Origin of the sequence: Exiguobacterium marinum DSM 16307, assembly GCF_000620845.1 — a bacterium.
Lineage (GTDB): Bacteria > Bacillota > Bacilli > Exiguobacteriales > Exiguobacteriaceae > Exiguobacterium > Exiguobacterium marinum.
The window spans coordinates 2,332,469-2,356,493 of record NZ_KK211189.1 but is presented as its reverse complement, the minus strand read 5'-3'; the positions used below and the strand labels follow the sequence as shown (position 1 = coordinate 2,356,493).

At 49.0% G+C, this 24,025-nt stretch carries 18 protein-coding genes and 1 other annotated feature; of the genes, 13 read left to right on the top strand and 5 right to left on the bottom strand.

Annotated elements, in window-relative coordinates; translation table 11 throughout:
- Window positions 1-24 precede the first annotated feature (24 nt).
- From lon to P400_RS0112410, 10 genes are all read left to right on the top strand, one after another.
- A complete protein-coding gene (gene lon, locus P400_RS0112455) occupies window positions 25-2,325 on the top strand; it encodes an endopeptidase La (protein WP_026826515.1) in 2,301 nt (766 codons plus the stop codon).
- On the top strand, window positions 2,326-2,919 hold the full coding sequence (gene yihA / locus P400_RS0112450) for a ribosome biogenesis GTP-binding protein YihA/YsxC (protein ID WP_026826514.1): 594 nt from the start codon (window positions 2,326-2,328) through the stop codon (window positions 2,917-2,919).
- A gap of 111 nt (window positions 2,920-3,030) precedes the next feature.
- Window positions 3,031-4,200, top strand: a complete 1,170-nt coding sequence (locus P400_RS0112445) for an AI-2E family transporter (protein WP_026826513.1) — start codon at window positions 3,031-3,033, stop codon at window positions 4,198-4,200.
- Between the two features lie 182 nt (window positions 4,201-4,382).
- Window positions 4,383-5,729: a glutamyl-tRNA reductase gene (gene hemA, locus P400_RS0112440; RefSeq protein WP_026826512.1), complete on the top strand. Its 1,347-nt coding sequence runs from the start codon at window positions 4,383-4,385 to the stop codon at window positions 5,727-5,729.
- A 52-nt stretch (window positions 5,730-5,781) separates the two neighbouring features.
- A complete protein-coding gene (gene hemC / locus P400_RS0112435; RefSeq protein ID WP_026826511.1) occupies window positions 5,782-6,699 on the top strand; it encodes a hydroxymethylbilane synthase in 918 nt (305 codons plus the stop codon).
- Between the two features lie 25 nt (window positions 6,700-6,724).
- Entirely contained in the window at window positions 6,725-7,357 is a 633-nt protein-coding gene (locus P400_RS0112430) for a uroporphyrinogen-III synthase (protein WP_026826510.1), read from the top strand.
- The gene (gene hemB, locus P400_RS0112425; protein WP_015881120.1) at window positions 7,354-8,334 is read left to right on the top strand and encodes a porphobilinogen synthase; all 981 of its coding nucleotides are present in this window, start codon (window positions 7,354-7,356) and stop codon (window positions 8,332-8,334) included. The genes P400_RS0112430 and hemB overlap by 4 nt, the downstream gene beginning before the upstream one ends.
- Window positions 8,331-9,635, top strand: coding sequence for a glutamate-1-semialdehyde 2,1-aminomutase (hemL, locus tag P400_RS0112420; protein WP_026826509.1), 1,305 nt, complete (start codon window positions 8,331-8,333; stop codon window positions 9,633-9,635). Before hemB ends, hemL begins: the two co-directional genes overlap by 4 nt.
- Before the next feature lie 47 nt (window positions 9,636-9,682).
- Window positions 9,683-9,904 (top strand) — a binding site (T-box leader).
- A 59-nt stretch (window positions 9,905-9,963) separates the two neighbouring features.
- A complete protein-coding gene (locus P400_RS0112415) occupies window positions 9,964-12,615 on the top strand; it encodes a valine--tRNA ligase (protein WP_026826508.1) in 2,652 nt (883 codons plus the stop codon).
- Between the two features lie 93 nt (window positions 12,616-12,708).
- The gene (locus tag P400_RS0112410) at window positions 12,709-13,599 is read left to right on the top strand and encodes a hypothetical protein (protein ID WP_026826507.1); all 891 of its coding nucleotides are present in this window, start codon (window positions 12,709-12,711) and stop codon (window positions 13,597-13,599) included.
- On the opposite strand, the gene P400_RS0112405 is transcribed toward P400_RS0112410, so the two are convergent.
- Both P400_RS0112405 and P400_RS0112400 read right to left on the bottom strand, forming a co-directional pair.
- Window positions 13,521-13,976, bottom strand: coding sequence for an ASCH domain-containing protein (locus P400_RS0112405; RefSeq protein ID WP_026826506.1), 456 nt, complete (start codon window positions 13,974-13,976; stop codon window positions 13,521-13,523). The two genes, P400_RS0112410 and P400_RS0112405, sit on opposite strands and share 79 nt — an antisense overlap.
- Window positions 13,977-14,067: 91 nt before the next feature.
- Window positions 14,068-15,504 (bottom strand): protein adenylyltransferase SelO, encoded by a 1,437-nt coding sequence (locus tag P400_RS0112400; RefSeq protein WP_026826505.1) that lies wholly within the window; start codon window positions 15,502-15,504, stop codon window positions 14,068-14,070.
- A 109-nt stretch (window positions 15,505-15,613) separates the two neighbouring features.
- Here P400_RS0112400 and P400_RS0112395 point away from each other — a divergent pair, with 109 nt between their 5' ends.
- The 3 genes from P400_RS0112395 to P400_RS0112385 all read left to right on the top strand — a co-directional run bounded on the left by P400_RS0112395 (window position 15,614) and on the right by P400_RS0112385 (window position 21,337).
- Complete coding sequence (locus P400_RS0112395; protein ID WP_026826504.1) at window positions 15,614-16,843, top strand: bifunctional folylpolyglutamate synthase/dihydrofolate synthase; 1,230 nt, start codon at window positions 15,614-15,616, stop codon at window positions 16,841-16,843.
- Window positions 16,844-16,908: 65 nt separating this feature from the next.
- Window positions 16,909-20,670 (top strand): DUF5057 domain-containing protein, encoded by a 3,762-nt coding sequence (locus P400_RS0112390; protein ID WP_026826503.1) that lies wholly within the window; start codon window positions 16,909-16,911, stop codon window positions 20,668-20,670.
- A gap of 22 nt (window positions 20,671-20,692) precedes the next feature.
- On the top strand, window positions 20,693-21,337 hold the full coding sequence (locus tag P400_RS0112385) for a hypothetical protein (RefSeq protein ID WP_026826502.1): 645 nt from the start codon (window positions 20,693-20,695) through the stop codon (window positions 21,335-21,337).
- Between the two features lie 46 nt (window positions 21,338-21,383).
- On the opposite strand, the gene P400_RS0112380 is transcribed toward P400_RS0112385, so the two are convergent.
- The 3 genes from P400_RS0112380 to P400_RS0112370 are packed head-to-tail and all read right to left on the bottom strand — an operon-like array spanning window position 21,384 to window position 24,016.
- Window positions 21,384-23,033 (bottom strand): hypothetical protein, encoded by a 1,650-nt coding sequence (locus P400_RS0112380; protein ID WP_026826501.1) that lies wholly within the window; start codon window positions 23,031-23,033, stop codon window positions 21,384-21,386.
- 16 nt (window positions 23,034-23,049) lie between these two features.
- Window positions 23,050-23,613 (bottom strand): prepilin-type N-terminal cleavage/methylation domain-containing protein, encoded by a 564-nt coding sequence (locus P400_RS0112375; RefSeq protein ID WP_235181857.1) that lies wholly within the window; start codon window positions 23,611-23,613, stop codon window positions 23,050-23,052.
- On the bottom strand, window positions 23,561-24,016 hold the full coding sequence (locus P400_RS0112370) for a type IV pilus modification PilV family protein (protein ID WP_026826499.1): 456 nt from the start codon (window positions 24,014-24,016) through the stop codon (window positions 23,561-23,563). The genes P400_RS0112375 and P400_RS0112370 overlap by 53 nt, the downstream gene beginning before the upstream one ends.
- Window positions 24,017-24,025 lie beyond the last annotated feature (9 nt).

Sequence of the window (24,025 nt, the reverse complement as noted above, 5' to 3'; positions counted from 1 at the left end):
CTTTTTGCACAGGAGGCGTAGTAGATGGAAAAATTACCAATCCTTCCTTTGCGAGGAGTCGTCGTATATCCGCTCATCGGTGTGACCATTGATGTCGGACGCCCGTTATCGCTTCGGGCGCTCCTTGCCGCAAAGGAGCATGAGACAGATTTAATTGTCGTTACCCAAAAAGAAACAGGGAACGAGTCCCCAGAACCGGAGGACCTATATGCAATTGGAACGCGTGTCCATATCGCGAAGATGAGCGAATTGTCGAATGAGACACTTCGGGTGCGCATCGTCGGGAAAGAGCGCGTTCGCGTCGATTCAATCGAATCGACGGATGAAGGTTGGTTTGCCAACATTGAACCTGTTGAACTTACAGAAGGGGAAGAGGTCGAACGAACGGCACTTGTCCGTCTGCTAAAAGAACAGTTCGGAAAACTAGTTGCGAACATTAAAGGAATGTCACCCGATGAGCGTCGTCGCTTTGAAATGTATGAACGGCTCGAATCACTCACGGACTATATCACGTCAAAACTCGATGTCGATGTCGAACTTCGCCAGGCGATGCTCGAAGAAGCGGATGCGGTCAAGCGCGGACTCGAACTACTTGAAATCATTGCCCATGAAGTCGAAGTGATCGAACTTGAGCAAGAGATGCGTGAGCGGACGAAGAAGTCGATTGAGCAGGCGCAGCGCGAATATTACTTACGAGAACAAATGAAGACGATTCAACAAGAGCTCGGCGACCAAACGCAAGAGTCTGAGCCGAATCGGCTTCGGGAGAAGTTAGAGGCGCTCGACTTGCCAGAAACGACACGGAAGAATGTCATGCGTGAAGCGGAACGATTGAACGTCGTACCGCAAACATCTCCAGAGTACGCGGTCATTCGTAACTATCTCGACTGGTTCGTGTCACTACCGTGGGGCATTGAGACGGAAGATAAGCTTGACGTGAAACACGCGGCGGATGTTCTCGATGACGACCATTATGGCTTGGAGTCGGTAAAAGACCGAATCCTCGAGTACTTGGCCGTCCGACAATTGACGAATTCGCTCCGAGGACCAATCCTCTGTCTCGCGGGGCCTCCGGGAGTCGGAAAGACGTCGCTTGCCCGCTCGATTGCATCAGCACTTGAACGTCACTTCGTTCGCGTCTCCCTTGGTGGAGTACGCGATGAAGCGGAAATCCGAGGACATCGTCGTACGTATATCGGCGCGATGCCAGGGCGGGTCATTCGTGGGTTAAAGCAAGCGGAAAGTAAGAACCCGGTCTTCTTGCTTGATGAGATTGACAAGATGGCTTCTGACTTTAGAGGCGACCCGGCGTCAGCGATGCTCGAAGTGCTCGACCCGGAACAGAACGTCTCGTTCTCGGACCATTATATCGAAGAACCGTTTGACTTATCGAACGTCCTTTTCATCGCGACGGCGAATGATGTTTCACAAATTCCGGCACCGTTACTTGACCGGATGGAGCTCATCCAAATCGGAGGCTACACAGAGCACGAAAAAGTGGAAATTGCGAAACGCCATCTCGTGCCGAAACAGCTGAAAGAACATGGGTTGAAGAAAAGTCAACTGACCATCAAAGAAGATGCGCTTTATGAGGCCGTGCGCCGCTACACACGTGAAGCTGGCGTGCGTAACTTGGAACGCGTCATCGGATCACTCTGCCGAAAAGCGGCGAAACAAATCGCTATCGGTGAGAAAAAACGCGTCACGATTTCGAAAAAAGCAATCATCACGTATCTCGGAAAACCGAAGTATCGTTACGGAAAAGCTGAGACAGAGGATTCGATTGGTGCAGTGACGGGTCTTGCGTATACTGCCTTCGGTGGAGACACGCTCACCATCGAAGTGGCGCTCGCCCCAGGGAAAGGTAAGCTCCAGTTGACCGGTAAACTCGGCGACGTCATGCAGGAGTCAGCGCAGACAGCGTATAGCTATGTCCGTGCAAATGCAGAGCGGTTCGAGATTGATCCGACGTTCTATGAGCGACAAGATATCCACATTCACGTCCCTGAAGGCGCCGTGCCGAAAGATGGACCGTCGGCCGGGATTACAATCGCGACGGCACTGATTTCCGCACTGACCGGTAAAAAAGTTCATCGCGACGTCGGTATGACAGGCGAAATCACGCTCCGTGGACGCGTCTTGCCGATTGGTGGGTTAAAAGAAAAAGCGCTCGCCGCTCATCGGGCCGGATTGACGACAATCGTCATTCCGAAAGATAATGAGCGAGACATCGATGACATTCAAGAGACGGTACGTGAGAAATTGACGTTCGTTCCAGTGACGACACTCGATGAAGTACTAGATGTAGCATTTGGAGGAAATTAAATGAAAATCAACAAAGCAGAGTTTGTGACGAGTGCCGTCGCGCCAGACCATTATCCGGTCCATGAATTGCCGGAAGTGGCACTTGCCGGCCGGTCGAACGTCGGGAAGTCGTCGTTCATCAATAAGATTTGTCAACGAAAGGCGCTTGCGCGCACGTCTTCGAAACCAGGAAAGACACAAACACTCAACTTCTTCAACATCAATGATGAAATCATGTTCGTTGACGTTCCAGGTTACGGATACGCGAAAGTATCAAAGACGGAGCGAGAGAAGTGGGGCGTTATGATGGAACAATATTTGACGAGCCAAGAGGCGCTTCGTGGCGTTGTCTTACTCGTCGATATCCGTCATGAGCCGACCGGTGATGATGTGACGATGTACAACTTCTTGAAACACTATGAGATTCCGGTCATCGTCGTTGCGACGAAGCTTGATAAAATCAAGAAGGGCCAACGTCAAAAAAACGAAGCGGCAGTGAAACGCAAGCTTCAATTTGACCCATCAGATCGTTTTGTCGCCTTTTCAGCTGAAACGGCGGAAGGGAAAGACGAGGCGTGGAAAGCGATTTATGCACTCATCACAGATGGTGAATAAGAGAAAGGGCGAAGGGATTCCTTCGTCTTTTTGTTTTTCTAATCCCCCAAGCGGGTAATTATCGTATAATCATAGTTAGTACATAGTCATAATTGTAAATGAGGTGGAGAGATGCAACGCATGTTTGAAAGCAAATGGTACCGCGCCCTCTTTTGGACGCTGACCATCTTTTTAGTTATTTGGGTCGGAACACAGATTTCATTTGTGTTTGAGCCGGTCCAAGTTATTTTGGCACTAGTTACCGTACCGCTCATTGTGGCAGGACTCTTCTTTTATTTCTTGGTCGGCATCGTCGATTTTTTAGAGAAGCGTTTAAAAGGAAAACGACCATTAGCGGTCGCGATTACATTGATCGGTCTCGTCCTCATCTTTACGATCGTCTTTAGTAGTTTAGGTCCTGTGTTAGGGGAACAGATCACATCTTTAGTCAATGCAATGCCAAGTATCGCAAAAGAACTTCAGCAACAGGCTTTCGCTGTTCGTGATACATTGATGCAAAACGAATTCTTATCGCGCTTCATGGCGCAAAACGATGAGGTGTTCCGCAACCTGACGACAAACATTACCTCGTACTTAGGAGATTTGTTCGGAAATATCGCATCGTCATTCGGTCAAGTGGTTGGGTTTGTGACGTCAGCCGTCATCACAATCGTCGTCATCCCGTTCATGCTTCTCTATATGTTGCTTGACGGTAAACGTCTGCCCGATGCGATTGTCAAACTGCTCCCGTCGAATTATGAAAAAGAAACACGCCATATCTTGCACGATATGCACGAAACGGTCCGAAACTATGTGAATGCACAATTACTCGTCGCGTTCTTCGTCGGGATCACCTCGTTCATCGGTCTTTTAATTATCGACGTAGATTACGCCATCTTGCTTGCGCTCTTTATGATGGTGACGAATATCATCCCGTATGTCGGACCGTTTTTAGGTGCCGTTCCGGCGGTCATTGTGGCGTTCATTCAAGATCCGATTAAAGTTCTTTGGGTCATCGTCGTCATTATCATCGTTCAGCAAATAGAGTCAAACGTCATCTCGCCACTCATTCAAGGGAAGTCCTTGAAAGTGCACCCACTGACGATTATCATCGTCTTGCTTGTAGCCGGGAATTTGGCAGGTATTATCGGGATGCTCATTGCTGTACCGTTCTATGCGGTTGCTAAAACAGTTGTTCAGAATATCGTTCGCATCTATAAATTAAGGGAACGCGAACAATATTTAGAAAGTGAAGAGACGGAAAGTACGATAATTACGGAGCCAAACGCGCCAAATTCATAAGAAAGAGTGTAGAAATGGAGTTTCTCCATTTCTACTTCTTTTTGTCACAAAAAGTTCTTATTTTATTTCAGGAAAATCAAACAGAAGATTATAGTTCCTAGATAAAAATTGCTATAATGTACCGTAGAGATTGAAAAAGAAGAGACAACCGTCGGTGGATTTTAGATGAGGGGAAGAGATACATGCATATTGTCGTCGTTGGACTAAATAACAAGACAGCCCCTGTCGCGATTCGAGAGCAGTTCTCGTTTGGGGAGCAAGAAATCGTGGATGCGATGATTGCACTTCGCGAAGAGAAGAGCATTTTCGAGTCAGTTATTTTGTCTACGTGTAACCGGACGGAGTTGTACGTCGTGACAGATCAACTCCATACGGGACGTTATTACACGAAACGTTTCTTGGCGAACTGGTTCAATTTAGAGATGGAGCAGTTCACACCTTACTTGTCGATTCGAGAAGGGGAAGAGGCGATTCGTCACCTGTTCCGTGTCACATCGGGCCTTGACTCGATGATCATCGGGGAAACACAAATTTTAGGTCAGGTGAAGACAAGTTTCTTCCGTGCCCAAGAGTATGGAACGACGGGAACCGTCTTCAACAAATTGTTTAAAGAAGCGGTCACACTCGCCAAGCGCGCCCATACGGACACACAAATTGGGGAAATGTCTGTATCGGTCAGCTCGGCTGCCGTGACGCTCGCACAAGAGATGTATCAACAGCTTGAAGACAAACAAGTCGTCGTTGTCGGAGCCGGAGAAACGGGTGAACTCACGACACTCAACTTGTTCGAAGCGGGTGCCAAACAAATCGCCGTCTTCAACCGAACAGAGAGTAAGGCGAAAGCCGTCGCAGACAAATTTAAAGGTCGTGCTCATTCCATTCGTGAAATCGCGTGTGGATTACTTGATGCCGATATTTTAATCAGTTCGACCGGAGCGAAAGATGCCGTCATTGGATATGACGATGTGGCGGCGGCCCAACTGTTACGCCGTGAACGTCCACTTCTTCTCATTGACATCGCTGTGCCGCGAGATATCGATCCAGCGGTCGCGACACTTCCGGGTGTTCATTTGTTTGATGTCGATGATTTGAATGGAATCGTCAACAAAAATCTTGAGGCACGTCTCATCGAAGCTGAGAAAATTGAGATGAAAATTGATGAAGCGATTCAAGAGTTCCAAACATGGCTCGTCACACTTGGAGTCGTGCCGATCATGAATGAATTACGTGCTCGCGCCCTTGATATTCAAGAAGACACGATGACAAGTCTAGAGCGAAAGCTAGACCACTTGTCTGCGCGAGACAAAAAAGTCATCGGGAAGCATATGAAGTCAATCATTAACCAAATGCTTCGTGACCCGATTGACTATATTAAAGACGCTGCGGCACAGCCGGATGCAAACGTTCGGATCGCCCAGTTTGTCGAAACATTCGACCTCGATGTCGAGTTACCAAAGCAATCAATAGAAGAAGTGGAAGAAACAGATGCTACTTCTGCCAAAGCACCACTTCGCGCATTGATGCGCTAACAAGACAAAAAGGCGACATGTGTCGCCTTTTTCTATGAAGGAGAGACTCAACATGCGGAAAATTATTGTCGGCTCACGCCGTTCCCAACTCGCCATGACCCAAACGAAATGGGTCATCGATCAATTGAAGCAAGCTGGAGCAAAAAACGAATTTGAAATTAAAGAAATTGTGACGAAAGGAGACCAAATCGTCGACGTCCAACTTTCGAAAGTCGGTGGGAAAGGTCTGTTCGTCAAAGAGATTCAACAACAGATGATTGATGGGGACATCGATTTCGCCGTACACAGTATGAAAGATGTTCCGGCTGAGCTTCCGGAAGAACTCTATATCAGCTGTATGCCGAAACGTGTTGACGCTCGTGACGTTCTCATCTGTGAGAATGGCTATACGTTCGACACACTTCCGAAAGGAGCGATCGTCGGAACGAGCTCTCTCCGTCGTGGGGCACAGATTTTGGCGGCACGTCCCGACCTTGAGATTCAATGGATTCGCGGAAACATCGATACTCGTCTGAAAAAATTGGATTCGGAGAACTATAACGCCATCCTGCTCGCGAAAGCAGGGCTTGAACGGATGGGATGGATGGATCGTGTCGACTTTGAAGCGCTCGACCCAGATTTGATGGTACCTGCAGTAGGACAAGGTGTGCTTGCCATCGAGAGCCGTAAGGACGATGCAGAAGTGACGGCAGTGCTTCAACTCTTGCATGATGATGTGACGGCGAAAGCTGCGACAGCGGAACGTACTTTCTTGAAAGCGATTGAAGGAAGTTGTCACGTACCGGTCGGTGGTTACGCGACCGTCGACGGTGACGACGTAACACTCACAGGCCTCATCGCGTCAGTGGACGGAAAAGAAGTGCTTCGTACGACAAAAACCTCAACGGACGGGATTGCACTCGGACTGGACGTCGCAGAAGAATTGCTTGAACGTGGCGGACGCGAAATCCTCGCCTCGGTCAATGAGTGACCTCTGGTACACGGGAACGAAACGAATGACCGCTTCGCAACGGGCGCTGCTCGAGGCGAGCGGTCTTTCCGTTCATCATGTCCCGCTTATTCAAACGAGAGAAACGCATGTACCACCACCCTTAGAACGATTCGACTGGCTCGTCGTCACGAGTCAAAACGCGGTACCCGCACTTCGAGATTTGACGCGGGACGTGAAAGTCGCCGCTGTAGGAGAGAAGACGAAACGAGCACTTGAAGCAGAAGGCTATACTGTCACGCTCATGCCGGAAACATTTACCGGTGAGGCACTCTTTCAGCAGTTGCGTGACGTCGCCTCAAAGGATGACATCGTTTTGTTCGCGCGCGGCAATTTGGCGAATACATCCCATATGACAATGTTGCCTCATGTATATGACTGGGTCGTCTACGAGACAATCCCTGTCCAACTGACACCGGTGCAACAACATCAACTCGAGACGGTGAAGGCGCTGCTCGTTTTGAGCCCGTCGGCCGTCGATGCACTCGTACCCCATCTGTCCCACTTTAACGGGACATGGTACGCCATTGGCGAAGTGACCGAGCGTGCCGTACGACAAGTGTCGACGTTACCGGTCCGAGTGCCAGAATGTTATACTATGGATGCATTAATACAGTGTGTAGGGGAGGATTTTTCATGAACCAGTTTGACCGTCACCGTCGTCTTCGCTCATCGAAGTCGATGCGTGCCCTCGTACGTGAAAATCATGTTCGAAAAGAAGATTTGATTTACCCGCTCTTCATCATTGAAGGGACTAACATTAAACGTGAAGTCAGCTCGATGCCTGGCGTCTTCAATTATTCACTTGACCGACTCGAAGAAGAAATTAAAGAAATCGTCGACCTCGGTCTTCAATCCGTGCTCTTGTTCGGTGTACCAGAACATAAAGACCCGGAAGGCAGTGAAGCGTATCACGACCACGGCATCGTCCAAGAAGCAATCCGTAAAGTGAAAGAGTGGGCGCCACAGCTCACGGTCATCGCCGATACGTGCCTCTGTGAGTACACGTCGACAGGTCACTGTGGCCTCGTGAAGGACGGGGACGTCGATAACGACGCGTCACTTCCACTTCACGTCCAGACAGCAATCACACAAGCGCAGGCGGGTGCCGATATCATCGCACCAAGTTCGATGATGGACGGATTCGTTGCAGCCATCCGTGAAGGTCTCGACCAAAACGGATTCAGCCATATCCCGATCATGAGCTATGGCGTCAAATATGCGTCTGCTTATTACGGACCGTTCCGTGACGCAGCCCAATCGGCTCCAGGTGAAGGCGATCGTAAAGGATATCAGATGGACCCGGCGAACCGTCGCGAGGCGTTCCGCGAGTCGCAATCGGACGTGGAGCAAGGTGCCGACTTCATGATCGTCAAACCGGCTCTCGCGTTCATGGATATCATCCGTGACATGCGCGACTCACTCGATATGCCAATCGTGGCGTATAACGTGAGCGGAGAGTATGCGATGATTAAAGCTGCATCACTCAACGACTGGGTCGACGAAGAACGCATCGTCATGGAGACGATGGTCGGATTCAAACGTGCCGGTGCAGATCTCATCGTCACTTATTTCGCAAAAGACGTCTGTCGCTATTTGGAAGGAGACTACGCATGACATATAACCAAACGCGCTCACAAGAAGCGTTCGAACAAGCCCGTCCACTCATGCCAGGCGGTGTCAACAGCCCGGTCCGTGCCTACAAGTCGGTCGGCATGACGCCGATTTTCGCTGAACGCGGTGAAGGTTCACGCGTCTATGACATCGACGGCAACGAGTATATCGATTACGTCCTCTCATGGGGACCACTCATCCTCGGTCACCGTGACCCTGTCGTCACGAAAGCGATCCAAGAACAAGCTGAAAAAGGCTGGACGTTCGGGACGCCGACTGAGCTTGAGACGAAGATGGCAGAACTCGTCATCGACCGTGTCCCATCGATTGAGATGGTCCGTATGGTCAATTCGGGTACGGAAGCGACGATGGCAGCACTTCGTCTCGCACGCGGCTATACAGGAAAGACAAAGATTTTGAAGTTCGAAGGATGCTACCACGGACACGGTGATTCACTTCTCATTAAAGCAGGGTCTGGTGTCGCGACACTTGGTCTCCCGGACTCACCGGGTGTACCGAAAGAACTCGCAAGCCATACACTCACCGTTCCTTACAATGACTTGGACGCAGTCCGCGTCGTCTTTGAGAAGTACGGTGACGATCTCGCCGGTGTCATCGTTGAACCCGCAGCAGGGAACATGGGCTTCGTGCCACCACAACCAGGGTTCCTCGAAGGACTCCGTGAAATCACGGAACAAAACGGCGCGCTCCTCATCTTTGACGAGGTCATGACAGGCTTCCGAGTCGGATATAATTGTGCCCAAGGCTACTTTGGCGTCACACCGGACCTCACATGTCTCGGTAAGGTCATCGGCGGCGGACTTCCGGTCGGTGCTTACGGCGGAAAACGTGAAATCATGGAACAGATTGCACCGCAAGGTCCGATCTATCAAGCGGGTACGCTCTCGGGTAACCCACTCGCGATGATTGCCGGTTATACGACACTCTCGCAACTGAAACCTGAGCATTACGCCGAGTTCGAGCGTAAGGCAGACCGTCTCGCCGAAGGATTCACGCAGGCTGGTGAAACATACAACATCCCGCACGATACGAACCGTGCCGGCTCAATGTTTGGTTTCTTCTTCACGAACGAGAAAGTGACGAACTTCGAAAAAGCGAAATCGGCGAATCTTGAGATGTTCCGCTCGTACTATCAGAAGATGGCAGCACGTGGCGTATTCTTGCCACCGTCACAGTTCGAGGGCTTATTCCTCTCGACGGCTCACACGGATGAGGATATCGAGAAGACGATCGCAGCGGTCGAAGCGACATTCAAGGAGCTTCAAGAAGAGTTTTCACTCTAATCTTGACTGCTGACGTTTCTGTCGCTACAATTATTTAACAGATACGATGAATTGCTTTGATGAGGAGTAGTACGCATCATTCATTCCTTTTAGAGACGTGACCGCTTGGTGAAAGGTTGCGAGGGATGGACGCGGAAGTCGCCTCGGAGCTGACTTTCTGAATGGAGTAGGAAAGTTCGGTCCATCGACCGTTATTCGATTTTGAGTGCGCCACTTTGTTGGCGAACTAAGGTGGTACCGCGGAAGATTCGGCTTCTTTCGTCCTTAGCGTATAGGACGAGAGAAGCCGTTTTTTGTGTTCACCAATAAGATAGAGGAGGCGCTACACATGGCCCATGAGACAAATGAAATCACCATGCCGACGAAGTACGACCCAAGTGCGACGGAGTCGAAATGGTACGACTACTGGTTAGAGAACGATGTATTTAAAGCAGACGAGGACGATTCGAAACAACCGTACACGATCGTCATCCCACCACCGAACGTTACGGGGAAACTTCACCTCGGTCACGCTTGGGACACGACGCTTCAAGACTTGTTGACACGCCTCAAGCGTATGCAAGGTTATGACGTGCTCTGGCTCCCAGGGATGGATCATGCCGGGATCGCCACACAAGCGAAAGTCGAGCAAAAGCTCCGTGAAGAAGGCGTCATGCGTTACGACCTCGGACGTGAAAAATTCCTCGAGAAGACGTGGGAGTGGAAAGACGAGTACGCGAAGACGATTCGCGACCAATGGTCAAAACTTGGACTCGGCCTCGACTACTCACGTGAACGTTTCACACTCGACGAAGGGCTCTCAAAGGCCGTTCAAGAAGTATTCGTTCGCTTGTACGAAAAAGGTTTGATCTACCGTGGCGAATATATCGTCAACTGGGACCCGGCTCAAAAGACGGCCGTTTCGGATATCGAGGTTATCTATCAAGAAGTCGAGGGTGCGTTCTATCACATGAAGTATCCACTCGCTGACGGATCTGGTCATATCGAAATCGCGACGACGCGTCCTGAGACAATGCTCGGTGATACGGCGGTTGCCGTCAACCCGAAAGATGAGCGTTACACACACCTCATCGGCAAGACGATCATGCTTCCCGTCATGAACCGCGAGATTCCAATCGTTGCGGACGACTACGTCGACATGGAGTTCGGTACAGGTTGCGTGAAAATCACACCAGCCCACGACCCGAACGACTTTGAAATCGGGAATCGACATGAACTTCCACGCATCCTCGTCATGGACGAAGGCGGGAAGATGAACGAGAACGCAGGCATTTACGAAGGGCTCGACCGCTTCGAATGCCGGAAGCAACTCGTCAAAGACCTAGAGGCGGACGGCACACTCGTGAAGATTGAGCCGCACACGCACTCGGTCGGTCACTCGGAACGTTCTGGCGCAGTCATCGAGCCATACCTTTCGAAACAATGGTTCGTTGACATGGAGCCACTCTCGAAAGCGGCACTCGAGGCACAAGGAAACGACGATACGAAAGTCAACTTCGTCCCAGAACGCTTCGAAGGCACATACCTTCGTTGGATGGAGAACATCCGCGACTGGTGTATCAGCCGTCAACTTTGGTGGGGCCACCGCATCCCGGCTTGGTACCATAACGAGACAGGAGAAGTGTATGTAGGGAAAGAAGCGCCAGCGGACAGTGAGAACTGGACACAAGACGAGGACGTCCTCGACACATGGTTCTCGTCAGCACTTTGGCCGTTCTCAACGATGGGTTGGCCGGATACGGACGCACCGGACTTCAACCGTTACTTCCCGACGAGCGCACTCGTCACGGGATACGACATCATCTTCTTCTGGGTATCACGCATGATCTTCCAATCACTCGAGTTCACAGGGAAGCAACCGTTCAACGATGTGCTCATCCACGGTCTCATCCGTGACTCGGAAGGGCGCAAGATGTCGAAATCACTCGGTAACGGCGTTGACCCGATGGAAGTCATCGACCAATACGGAGCGGATTCACTTCGCTGGTTCCTCCTCACAGGATCGACACCAGGGAACGACCTTCGTTTCTATTGGGAGAAGATCGAGTCGACGTGGAACTTCTCGAACAAGATTTGGAACGCGAGCCGTTTCGCTCTCATGAACATGGATGGACTCAAAGTGGAAGACATCGACCTCACGGGCGAGAAGACGCTTGCCGACAAGTGGATTTTGACGCGCTTGAACGACACGATTGATCAAGTGACACGCCTCGTCGACAAGTACGAGTTTGGTGAAGCCGGTCGTTACCTGTACAACTTCATCTGGGAAGAATTCTGTAACTGGTACATCGAGATGGCGAAACTGACGCTTTACGGTGAGGACGAAGCAGCGAAGCACACGACACGTTCGGTCCTCGCGCATACGCTCGATTCGATCATGCGTCTCATGCATCCGTTCATGCCATTCCTCACAGAGGAAATTTGGCAGCACTTGCCGCACGAAGGCGATTCAATCGTTCGTGCGAGCTACCCGACGCGTCGTGACGACCTTCACTTCGCAGATTCGGTTCCAGCATTTGAAGCTGTGATGAACGTCATCCGTTCGGTTCGTAACATCCGTGCCGAAGTGAACGCACCGATGTCGAAAACGATCCAGCTCTTCATCTCGACGAGCGACGATACGACACAAGGTTACTTGAGCGCGAACGAAATGACGATCGGCAAGTTCACGAACGCGACAGAGCTTGAAATCGGACGTGGCCTCACGGCTCCGGACAAGTCGATGTCAGCGATCATGACAGGTGCGGAGCTCTTCATCCCGCTCGCAGACTTGATCAACTTCGAAGAAGAAATCGCCCGTCTTGAAAAAGAAGTGGCGAAGTATGAGAAAGAAGTGGAGCGCGTGCAGAAGAAACTCGGAAACCAAGGCTTCATCGCCAAGGCACCGGCTCACGTCATCGACGAAGAGAAAGCAAAAGAAAAAGACTACCTCGACAAGCGTGACGCGGTCCGCGCCCGTTTGGAAGAGTTGCGTAAGTAAGACATGAACCTTCTCTGGAGATTGATTCTCCATAGAAGGTTTTTTTTATGTTTTGGTAGAATTTGGAGAGATGGATGGAAAAGGGGATATGAGATGAGACGAATCGGGATAATAGGTGTTCTTGTATTAGGATTGGTCGGGTGTACGCCGTCAGAAGAGATGGAGTTTGTCGAGACAGGTGGAGAGGAAATTGAAACGAGTGAATGGGTAGGGACGCTGGTTGAAGACGTACCAAAAGGGACCGAATCATTGTCAGATACGGTGGTTCATCAAATCACGCTGCAATATAAGGATGGATCAGAAAGACGCCTTGCAACAAAGGATGTCATCTATGAGGCAAAAGTTGGAGACATCGGATTGATCGCGATTGGTCATCCGAACCAAATGCCTTCCTTTGGGGTATATCACTATTCACGTGACGGGGAATGGATCATGCGTGGAATGAAGCACTTTGGAATAGCTGAAGTTTCTGAAAAAACACAACATGGTTTGGCGCTCCCACAAGATTCGATGTACATAATCGATAGTGAAATTGATGATAGTGAACGACCTGTAAAACTGTGGACTTTGTATGATGAGACGCAATTGGTTACCATTTTGATGACCGACGCATTCAGTGTAGGGGATGGGGAGTCGATCAATCAGAATGCCGATGGGGCGGAGCGGTATCGATTGAACCAGCCAAGTGGGAATGGATTATACTACATCAGCCAAGACAAACTGATTCTTGTGACGGGAAATGTCTCGGAAGAAGAGTTGTTGACACTCGTTGACTCTCTACCGGATCCTTCGTCCGAATCATTCCCGTTCCATAATTCGAAACAAAGAGCAGCCCGAGCGTCAAGAGTGACGTTCGGGTCTTTATCAAAAATTTATTCTTCACTCGAGGTCATCTTCCCGTTCGATCACTCTTTTTCATTGAATCGGTCCACGACAATAAAGCGTTCACAGACAAGCTTCATACTTGGCGAAAAAGATAATTGATACGAACCGAGTAATTCGATAAAGAATCGCTCATGGATCTCCCACCAGTCTGCATACGTCCCTTCCCCTTCAGCCAAGGCGAACTCTTCGGATACCTCATTCATCGGCTGAATTGTGACGTCAGTCGTTTGAATGATGGCAACCGGTCGTTCCGCTGCATCAAGAACGATGGCGTACTGACCGACGTAGGGAAGCAGTTCCTTCTCTATCTCATAAAGTATATGGGCGGAACATGTTGCGGTTTTCTTTCCAGAGACGACTAGTGCTGCCAATGCATTTGCATCATCGCCAAACTGAAACGCTTCAACGTCGATCGGTGGATGAAATCCAATTTCTTTCCAATATTCATTCCAATAGGCAAGTGTCATTTCATTCATCATCATCATTTCCTTTCAAATAAGAACACTGCATATTACGTATGAATGAAAAATTGGTTTCAAAAAAACCATCTCACAAAAGCGAGATGGTTCATGTACCACAAAACGTCTGATACGGATACGTCCGTGGGGGACCTGCCGACACATATTCAGACGGATGGTCGTAGTTATACGGGTCACGCAAAATCGTGAGTAGCGACTCGGTCGGACTGAAGTTACCTCGTTCTGCTGCTTGAATCGCTTTTTCGACGTGATAATTACGTGGAATGACGGCTGGGTTGTATTGGCGCATGATTCGACTTACGTCCTTGTCCGGGAGACCTTGCTCACTCAGACGTTTTCGCCAAGCGCCAAGCCACGCCTTCCCGTCTTCCCGAGTTGCGAATGAGAGAGATTCAATCTCACCGAGCGTCAACGCGCGGAACGTGTTCGTATAGTCCGACTCCGTCTCTACCATCAACCGAAGCAGTTCATCGGTGAGCGCATCGTCACCGTCTTTTCGGACGTATAGGCCAATCTTATGCGCGAGTCCAGTGAAATACGCTTCTTTATATAGCTCGGTATAGCGGGTGAGCTGTTTGTTCGCCACATCGACCGCATCTTCTTTCGTCTCTCCAAGGAGCGGCAGCAATGTCTCTGCGAGTCGGGCGAGGTTCCAAGACCCGATATACGGTTGGTTCGCATAGGCGTATCGTCCCTCGCGGTCAATCGAGCTGAAGACGGTCTCCGGATGATATGTGTCCATGAACGCGCAAGGTCCGTAATCGAGACCTTCACCACTGATGAACATATTGTCCGTATTCATCACCCCGTGAATGAACCCGACGAGTTGCCAGTTGGCGATCAGTCTCGCCTGTCTTTCGACGACGCGACCGAGGAACTGTTCGTAACGATCCGGTAGGTCGATCAAATCAGGGTCGTGACGATGAATCGCAACATCCGCGAGCGCGGTGACATCATCGATTGAACCGGCGCCTGCCGCGAATTGGAACGTCCCGACACGAAGATGGCTTGAAGCGACCCGGGTCAGGATGGCTCCGTGTTTTGGACCTTGTCGCATGAGGGCTTCTCCTGTCTGAACGACGGCGAGCGCCCGGTTCGTCGGAATGCCGAGCGCATGCATCGCCTCGCTGATGATGAATTCCCGTACCATTGGACCGAGTGCGGCCCGTCCGTCGCCACCTCTGGAGTACTCCGTCGGTCCTGAGCCCTTCAATTGCACATCGACACGCTTCCCGTTCGGAGTCACGTGTTCGCCGAGCATGAGGGCCCTTCCGTCCCCGAGCATCGTCAAGTTCCCGAACTGGTGTCCGGCGTATGCTTGAGAGAACGACGTCTCGGTTTGACGGTTGCCGGCAAGTAAGTCGATGTCTTGTTTGACTGTATGCGCATCAAGCCCGAGTGAAGCGGCTAATGGATCGTTAAACAAGACGAGTGTTGGGTTGTCGACCGGATGGATGGGACCACGGTCGTAAAAGATGTCACGTAGTTCGAGGTACGTCGCCTCGAAGTTCCAGTCAGTTGTCATGGCGCATGCCTCCTTCTTCGCTTCGAGTATAGCACAGACTGTTTTCCATAACGGCTGTCGTGAATTTTGATAAGATGAAACAGAAGTGTAAATAGTAGGAGTGTGAAAGATGGAGACGAGACAAGACGTATTCGATTGGTTGAGTGGACAGCTTCGCTTCGGGATCAAACCAGGTCTTGAACGGATGAACTGGATGATTGAGCGATTAGGATTGGAAGAACGGCCGTCCGTTCATGTCGCTGGGACGAACGGAAAAGGGTCGACCGTCGCGTTTTTACGGGCGATGGCGATGGAGAACGGCTTATCCGTCGGCACGTTCACCTCACCTTATATCATTCAGTTCGAGGAGCGGATCATGTTGAACGGGGAACCGATTCCTGAAGATGCGCTCGTCGATGTGGCGAACCGTGTCAAAGTTTGTGCGGACGAGGCGCCGGAAACGTTGACGGAATTCGAGCTATTGACGATGATGGCATGGTGCTATTTTGATGACACACGTCCTGCCCTGATCATTTGGGAAGTCGGTCTTGGGGGACGACTCGATTCGACCAATGTGTTGACACATCCACTTGCGACCGTCGTGACGTCGATCGGACATGATCATCAAGGCATTCTCGGCGATACGCTTGAAGAGATTGCGATGGAGAAGTATGGCATCATGAAACGCGGTGTGCCGATGTTCCATAGTGTCGAGAAGGACCAGTTGATTGAGTTGTTGCAAAAAAAAGGTGAGGCCTTGGATGCACAAATTCATGACGCACGTGCGCTCGTGACTAAGATTGAAGACGGGGCAGAGACAGTCGTGACATATCAAGCCATGCCACCTGTCGTGCTCGGATTGACAGGGCATCATCAGGCCTATAACGGGGCATGCGCCGTGGCGGTGGCACGTCACCTCGGTTGGAAGGAAGAAGCCATTCAATCGGGTCTCGAGCGAACGCAACACCCGGGACGATATGAGCTCGTATCAAAACGACCGCGTATTATTTTAGATGGGGCACATAATCAGGAAGGCATCGAGGCATTAGTTTTACAAGCTAATCAAGAGACAGACGTGACCGTGCTGACCGCCATTTTAGAGGATAAAGACCGCGACACGATGGTTCGTTCCCTCCAGCAAATCGGGGATGTGTATGAGACGACGTTCGACTTTCCGCGTGCTAGAACGAAAGCGCAACTAGAGAAAGATGGGGCGTACTTTATCGAATGGCAACAGTGGCTTCACGATTGGATCGAGACGCCGACAAGCGAGACGCTGATTGTGACCGGGTCTCTTTATTTCATCAGTGAAGTGAGACGCTTCTTAAGCGAAAACATTTACCTGATGTCAAAGAAATAGATGTATATTTTTTCAAGTGGGTGGGATAATTAGTAGTGAAGACTAAAAATAGGGAGGACTATACATTGCGTAAACTCATGCATGTTGCCATAATCTTCATTTTACTACTTTCGTTCGTCCCTCAAAGCAAGTTTGTAGAGGCGCAGGAATTACCGAAATATAAAGTACTATATTTAAGAGATGCGTATACAGCAAGCAATGTATTGACTCAAGATGCTTTAGAAACGGCGATTGACTCGTATAAAAAGACATTAGTAAACGATTTGAATACATTGAATAAGTTAGAGATCGATTTTTTAACGGTTAAACAATTCAATGCGACTCGTTTCCCGATGGATGGAGCTTACGATGCGATTGTATTGGCAAGTAGCCCACTTGGTGAAAATGAAAAGTATCAAGAAGCACTTAATAAAGTGAATAAAATAAAAAGTACATCGAATCGTAATACTGAACATAATACGACGACGATTTTAAATGATTTAACAGATTTAAAGTTCGATGAGATTACAGAATTTTACGTAAAAACAGGGTTACCGGTATACCTTCATAAAGATTTGTTGCTCGGTGGAGAAAATGTAAAAAAAATAGCCGCATTCAAAGAGTATGCCAACGTCAAACAGTTTGATACGGACGGGGCGCTGATCAATCAATTAGTCAATCAATCGAGCATTCGTCCCTTGTTGTCGAATGTTGACGTGACGTATAATCAACAACCGCTTGTGAATCAAACGGTACAAATCAAAAACAATGATCGAAAGCCGTTTCAGTTCAACTATCAATTTGTAAACCCACCAACTTCAAGCACGATTGTAGAATTATACATTGATTTTAATCACAACGATCGCTTTGATGCTGAAGATAAGGTGAGAGAAGTAGTCGCAAATTCAACGAATCAACTCGAGTTTCTATTATCTCGACCTACGTATACCGGTCCGAAGAATTGGATGATTGTTGCTAAAGATACAGTAACCGGGCGTAAAGATTATAAAAAGGGGACGTTCCTCTATATCGATCAAAAAGTAGAAGCAAACATCTTACAACTAACTGCAGGAACAGCGAGTAAAGGAAAAATTTCTGACTACTTGTCAAATATGCTGACAGACAGTAACGGTCAATATCAATTCACGTTAAATAATGGAACAACCAGTGATTTTCAACTAGGTAAGTTCGATCAAGGTTTGAATAATAATACGTATGATATGTTGATTTTTGGTTTTCAGGATTCTTATAACACACAAGGTAGCATGAACGTTGCGGCTACTTCCAAAGTAAAAACGTTCTCAGAAACGGGACAAGGAGTCATGTTGACCCATGATACAATTTTCCGTTCCGGTGGTGGGAACTCTGCCACTTCAGAGTGGGAACGTCAGTTTATCAATTCAGACTCCACAAAGAATATTTCAGGACAAAAAATCTATACGAATATGGGTTATGGTGCACCGCAAGTTACTCAGGTGATTGAAAAAGTGCAGGATGGAATTTTCACTTCATATCCATATGCTTTGAATGATGAGCCTAAAAAGATCTCAAAAACGCACAACCAATATTTCACCCTTGATTTGAATGACCCTGAAGTTACACCTTGGTACAACTTGTCTTCGGATAATTCTAGTAAGGAACGGTCATATGGAGATGCGAGTAACCATTACTACACATACACGAAAAATAACTTCACCTATTCGGGCGCGGGTCACACGAATCAGTTTTCAGTTCAAGATGAGAAAAAAATCTTTATCAACACGATGTATCGCGCTTTTATCGGGGCGAACCACAAACCTTATAATGTGATCGAATCAGTCAGCGATTCTACGAACTCATACACTTCTTCCGACATAGAAGCTGGAGTAGTTGAAGTGACTGCTGGCAAAGATGTCAAGTTGATGTGGCGTCCGAGTGACTATGACTTCCAAGACTTATTTTTGAATTCAACAATCACATACAACGGAAAGTCGGTAGCATTTGAAGAATTGCGAAACTATGAAGTCAAAGAGTTCACGATTCCTGCAGCGGACGTTGTCGCAAACCGACCGATTGAAGTGAAAATCGAGACGTCCGATCAACGGAATGCCAAAGTGATTGATACGTTCACGATTAACGTAAAACGTGCGGAGAATGTATCGGACTTGATTCAAGTGTCTCGTTCGATTGATCCTTCGACCATCAACTTGTTTGAGACGGGAACGATTCGATACCAAGTTCAATATCCAGAACAATTTGATCGATCGAAAGACCAAAAGGGTGACAAGTTCCTGCGGATTGATTCGACGACCTTCACAGAGAAGTTGCCAAAACAACTTGAAATCGTTGCGATTCGTGATGGAAATGGAACAGACTATCCGGTCACGAATCTAAATGAAATCAATCTAGAGTTAAAACCGAATCTGTATTACGAGCGACACGGGAACTCGAACGTATTTCTCCCGAACGAGAGTGGTGACCGGACTGTGACGTTTGAAGTAGTTGTCCGTGCCATCGAGTCTTCTTCCTCGCTCATTCAACTGAAAAAAGCGGATAACCAGTTGACGACATTGATTGAGTATGCGAAGAAGCAAGGTCATAATTTAGATAAGCACAACGACTGGGATAAGGAGCAGATCGTTCACTCTTCGTTCCCTGATTTATTGATCAATATTGGGGCACCGTATGCGTACGGTGCGAAGATCCCGAACGTCACACTGCAAATTGGTGCACAACAGATTGTCAGTCCGACCATCACCGATGCAAAAGGGGATCCTTATTCAAACCCGAAATGGAAAAGCTTGAAATGGGAAATCATCGATGCGAACGGTGTCGCCAAACTTGTTTCACAAGGAAACAATGCGATTGTGACCGGACTGAAGACAGGAACTGCCACGTTACGGTTGACGATTGATCCAGGTGATGGGAAACCACGTGTCGTAGCGGAGTCGAACGTAAAGGTCATCAGCCCGCCTGAACAGCTTACCGTTCAGTCAAAAGAACTGTATGTCGGTCAAGCGACTACCGTGACACCAAAAGTCATGCCGGAAACGGCACAGTACAAGTCGGTTCGTTATGTCGTTGAATCCGGTGACAGTGTCCGCTTCGAACAGGACGGGAACAACTTGAAAATCGTTGGATTAAAACCAGGTATGACTCAATTCAAGGCGACTGTTGACGTCGGTGACTTTTTCAGTGGGTTAAATATCGCTGCACCTAGTACTGTCTTTACAATCAATGTCACGGCACCATCCTTGAGCCAAACACCGAGCCAACTCGACTTGTGGGTATGGGATAGTGTGGACGAAGAAAAACGAGTGAATGAAGTCGCGACGATTCAAGTGACCTCATCACCAAGTGTAACCATCCCGCTTGAACGAATCGGGACCACCCCGTCGGCTTTGACGGTCACCGAAAGTGCGACCGGATACCAATTACGTGCCAATCATGGATATGGAAATAACGGGATCGTTACGGACATTCCGATTCAGACAACATTTAATGACAATGCCTTACGGAACATTCGTTCAAACATTTCAATCGTCCGTGTCAACGAATATCCGAACCAATTGATGTCAAAAGACATGACGATTAATATCGGTGAAGGAATGGCACCACGGCCACCGCTCCTCGAGTACTGGCCGACGACCTCGACTTGGCGTGATTATCGGATGGAGATTGTGTCTGGTGAAGAATTTGTTCAAGTCAGTGCGTCAGGAAAAGAGTTGATTCCAGTGAAACCGGGTGTGGCCAAAGTGGAAGTATATACAACTCTCCCGGCAGGAAAACCGTTTGAAGCGGTGAAAGATACCTTTTATGTACGCATCATCCAAACGAATGCCTCAGGACAGGATGATGACCGTTATTAAGTGAATGGCAGAAAGTTGGCGAATGATGAATCGCAAGCGAATGATGATTGGAATCACCGGATTGCTTCTCGTTTGTGGATTGGGAGGACTTCTTTATTGGAGCCAATCCCAACCGGAGCTCTCACAATTGTCTGGTGATGCTTTAATAAAAGAAGTAAACCAACGTTCTTCAGTTTCAAAAGAAGAGTTGACTGATTTACAAACACGGGAGGAATGGGAGGCCGTCCGACTCATTCTGAAGGATAAAAAAATCCTTCCGACATCCGAGCAGTTTGCGACGGCGGTGACTACTGCACCGATGGACGTGATTGAAGCGTATTTCGAGCAAGGGCTCGACCCGTTTGAAGAAGTGGAAGGGATGCCGATCATCACGCCTTTGTTCAGCGCGAACGGCAGTCCCGAGCAATGGGAGCTCGCCATACGTTATGTCGAGGATGAGCGACTTCTCAGGATTGCTGTCGACTCGTTGAATCTTGAGGCAGTCAAACATCTCCTCGATCAGGGCTATCCGATTCAAGATGACGAATCGGTGTTATTGCAGCCGGTCCGTCATAACCAGGTCGAGTTGACTCGACTGCTGCTCGACAACGGTGCGAAGTGGACCAATGCCATGGAACAGACGGCCAAAGACTACAATTCAGACCTCATCTTAAAGATGGAGAACTAAAAAATCGGCTTCTTCTCATATCGAGAGGAAGCCGATTTTTTTGAGCTTATTTTAATTGAACAGGATGGCTGACGAAAAACTGGAGTTGATTCGTGACCGGTAATGTTTCGAGTTGATTAAACACGGAATCGTTATAGGTCAGTTTTAAGCGGGACTGATCGGGCGCATGAGCCGGAACTTGGAGGTTGAAGTTCTCAGCTGGGCTTAAGCCGTTCCCGCCTCCGAACGTTCCGCGGAAGACGTTCACCTCAAGTGGGCCCTTACTGTAAAGTCCTCCGTTGACTTCTAGGATTGATCCGACCGCATAGACGTAAGTTGGTTCGTTCGAATCACTATACATGAACGCCTGAAGCGTCGTCGGTGTATCATCGAATTCGTTGATTCGGTTCAATAAGATCTTTCCTTTTGACAAGAGGATGAGGGAGTTCCCTTTCTCTGCATCGATTGGAAGGATATTGGCACGGTCGATGAAGGTGTCGCCGAGCGTGTAGACAGTTGAACTGAATGACACATTGCCTTTAATGGTCAAATTTCCCCGCACGATCAATGGGCGCGCAATCGTCAGTTTGTTAAGTGATTCAATCACGACATCTCCATCGAATAGGAGCGGGGCGTTCGATTCGGTAATGGACTCGGTGACATACATGGCACGATCAGAAATGGTAGTAGGCAATGTCAAAATGGTCGGATCCGTTAAAGCGTTATAGGCATCCGCCCGTAAATATGAAGTCGGTCGTTCGATGATTGAAGAGCCGTCTTCCGACAATACCCGTTCGAGCTCGAAAACTCGATTCGTCGAGGCAATCAGCCCTTCTTCAAAGATTTTCGAGTTGACGTTGTTCGTGAAGGTGAGGGGCGTGTCAAGTCGACGATTCAAAAATTCAATGATCGAATAGTCATATTGGAACGGGGAGAAGCGACTTGGGGACACCCCAACGTCTGCTTTTTCACCAGCCTGTTCCGTACCTGCCGTGAAATAGTTTTCTTGTTGACAACTTAAGCAGTCGTTCAACTGCAACAAATCAATTCGACCGTCTAAATGAAGCCGGCTTGTATCCACATTATCGATTTGCTTGGCCACGCCATCTAATTGAAAGTTAGCCTTACGCATGAAGGAAAGCGGACCGCCTGAATAGATATTTCCTTGAACCGTCGGCATACCATTCACGTTTAACTGTTGGTCGGACCCGAGGACGTAGTATAAAAAGGACGGGAGCGCCGTCAAATATAGATCTTGCGTGTATTCGACCGCGAGCACGGGCTGTTCCGGGTTCACTTGTCGGGATGCCGTCACGTTCACTTGTAAAATTGTCGTGAACGGCGCCGTCTGAATGGCTGTATTTGTCGCATCTTTCTTCAGTTCGATCGAGTAGCGGACCTCGCTATCTGTCGTCAAAGCTGTAAACGGTTCGTCATTGATAATGAGAGACTGTATCTTGTTATTGAATGCAGTTTCGGACTCCATATGGATAGGGACTTCCGCTTCACCGTGGAGCGGGAACTGGGTCCGGACCTCGTCGGCGATGAGACGGAGCGCGCTTTTCGCATCTTCATTCAATTGGGTATCTTCCGTCCGGATGACTGTCAGTTTGTTCGTCGATAAATTCACTTGCATAGCAGCGAGCGACAAGACGGCGAGAGCCGCCATCGTCACGAGGACGAGCACGAGGACGTATCCGTCTTCACGTTTTTGCATCGGGATGCCTCCTTTCTTAAAATGGGATTGAGCTTTCAAATGTGGTCACTGAATCGGAATCGTTCGTCTGGGTCAAATCCATCTCGATTTCAATCAGACCTCCCGTCATATATGTGGGGCGTCGGGGATCGAATACCGGATCTTTCAATTGAATCGTCAACCGTTCAACTGTGATTTGCGGATTGGATGGGGTGAACGAGTCCTCTGAGAGCACCAAATCGGTCGGAACGTATCCCGCCTCCCGGTAAATCATTCCGGCCTCTGAGATGCCTGGTGCAGATAACCGATAAAATTGGAACGTGCCGCCCACTTCCGTCACGGCATCGAATTCGGTCCGGTTCACGTCGGAGAGGACCGAGGCGATCAAATAATCCGCCTCACTGCGGAGTTCGCTCGTTTCGTTCGTCATTTGAAAACCGAGCGTGCCCGTGATGAAAGCCGTAATGATGACTCCGCTTAAGATCGAAGCGACGACGACGGTGACGAGCAACTCGACGAGTGTGAAGCCGTCTTCTCGTTTCTTCATCTCAGTCAGTTGTCGGGACAGCCGTTTCAGGGAACGGTTCGCGCAATGTCGCATTCGATATGACTCCTTTCAAGGTGACGGGTGTTTGTAATCGGTCGGTCGTCACCGAGATTTCGACCTCGATCGTGTGTCCGGGTGCGGTGGATAGCGATTGAATCGTTGCGACGTACGTATCCCCATGAATCCGCGTATCTTCGCAGAAGTCGCATGTGAGGCTGATGCCGTCCCGATTCAATAATTGACGTAGCTCGAGCGGTTGATCGACGGAAGCCGCTCGCCGATTCAACGTATGTAGTGTGTTTTGCGCCACTTGGTTCGCAATCGTTTGATTGAGACTATCGTGGGTCGTCTTCAAGCTTTGACTAAAAATGGTAAGTAGAGAAAATGAGACAATTGATAGAACGACGATGGAGACGAGTACTTCTACGAGCGTAAAACCTTTTTCGGAATGCGACAAGACATTGAC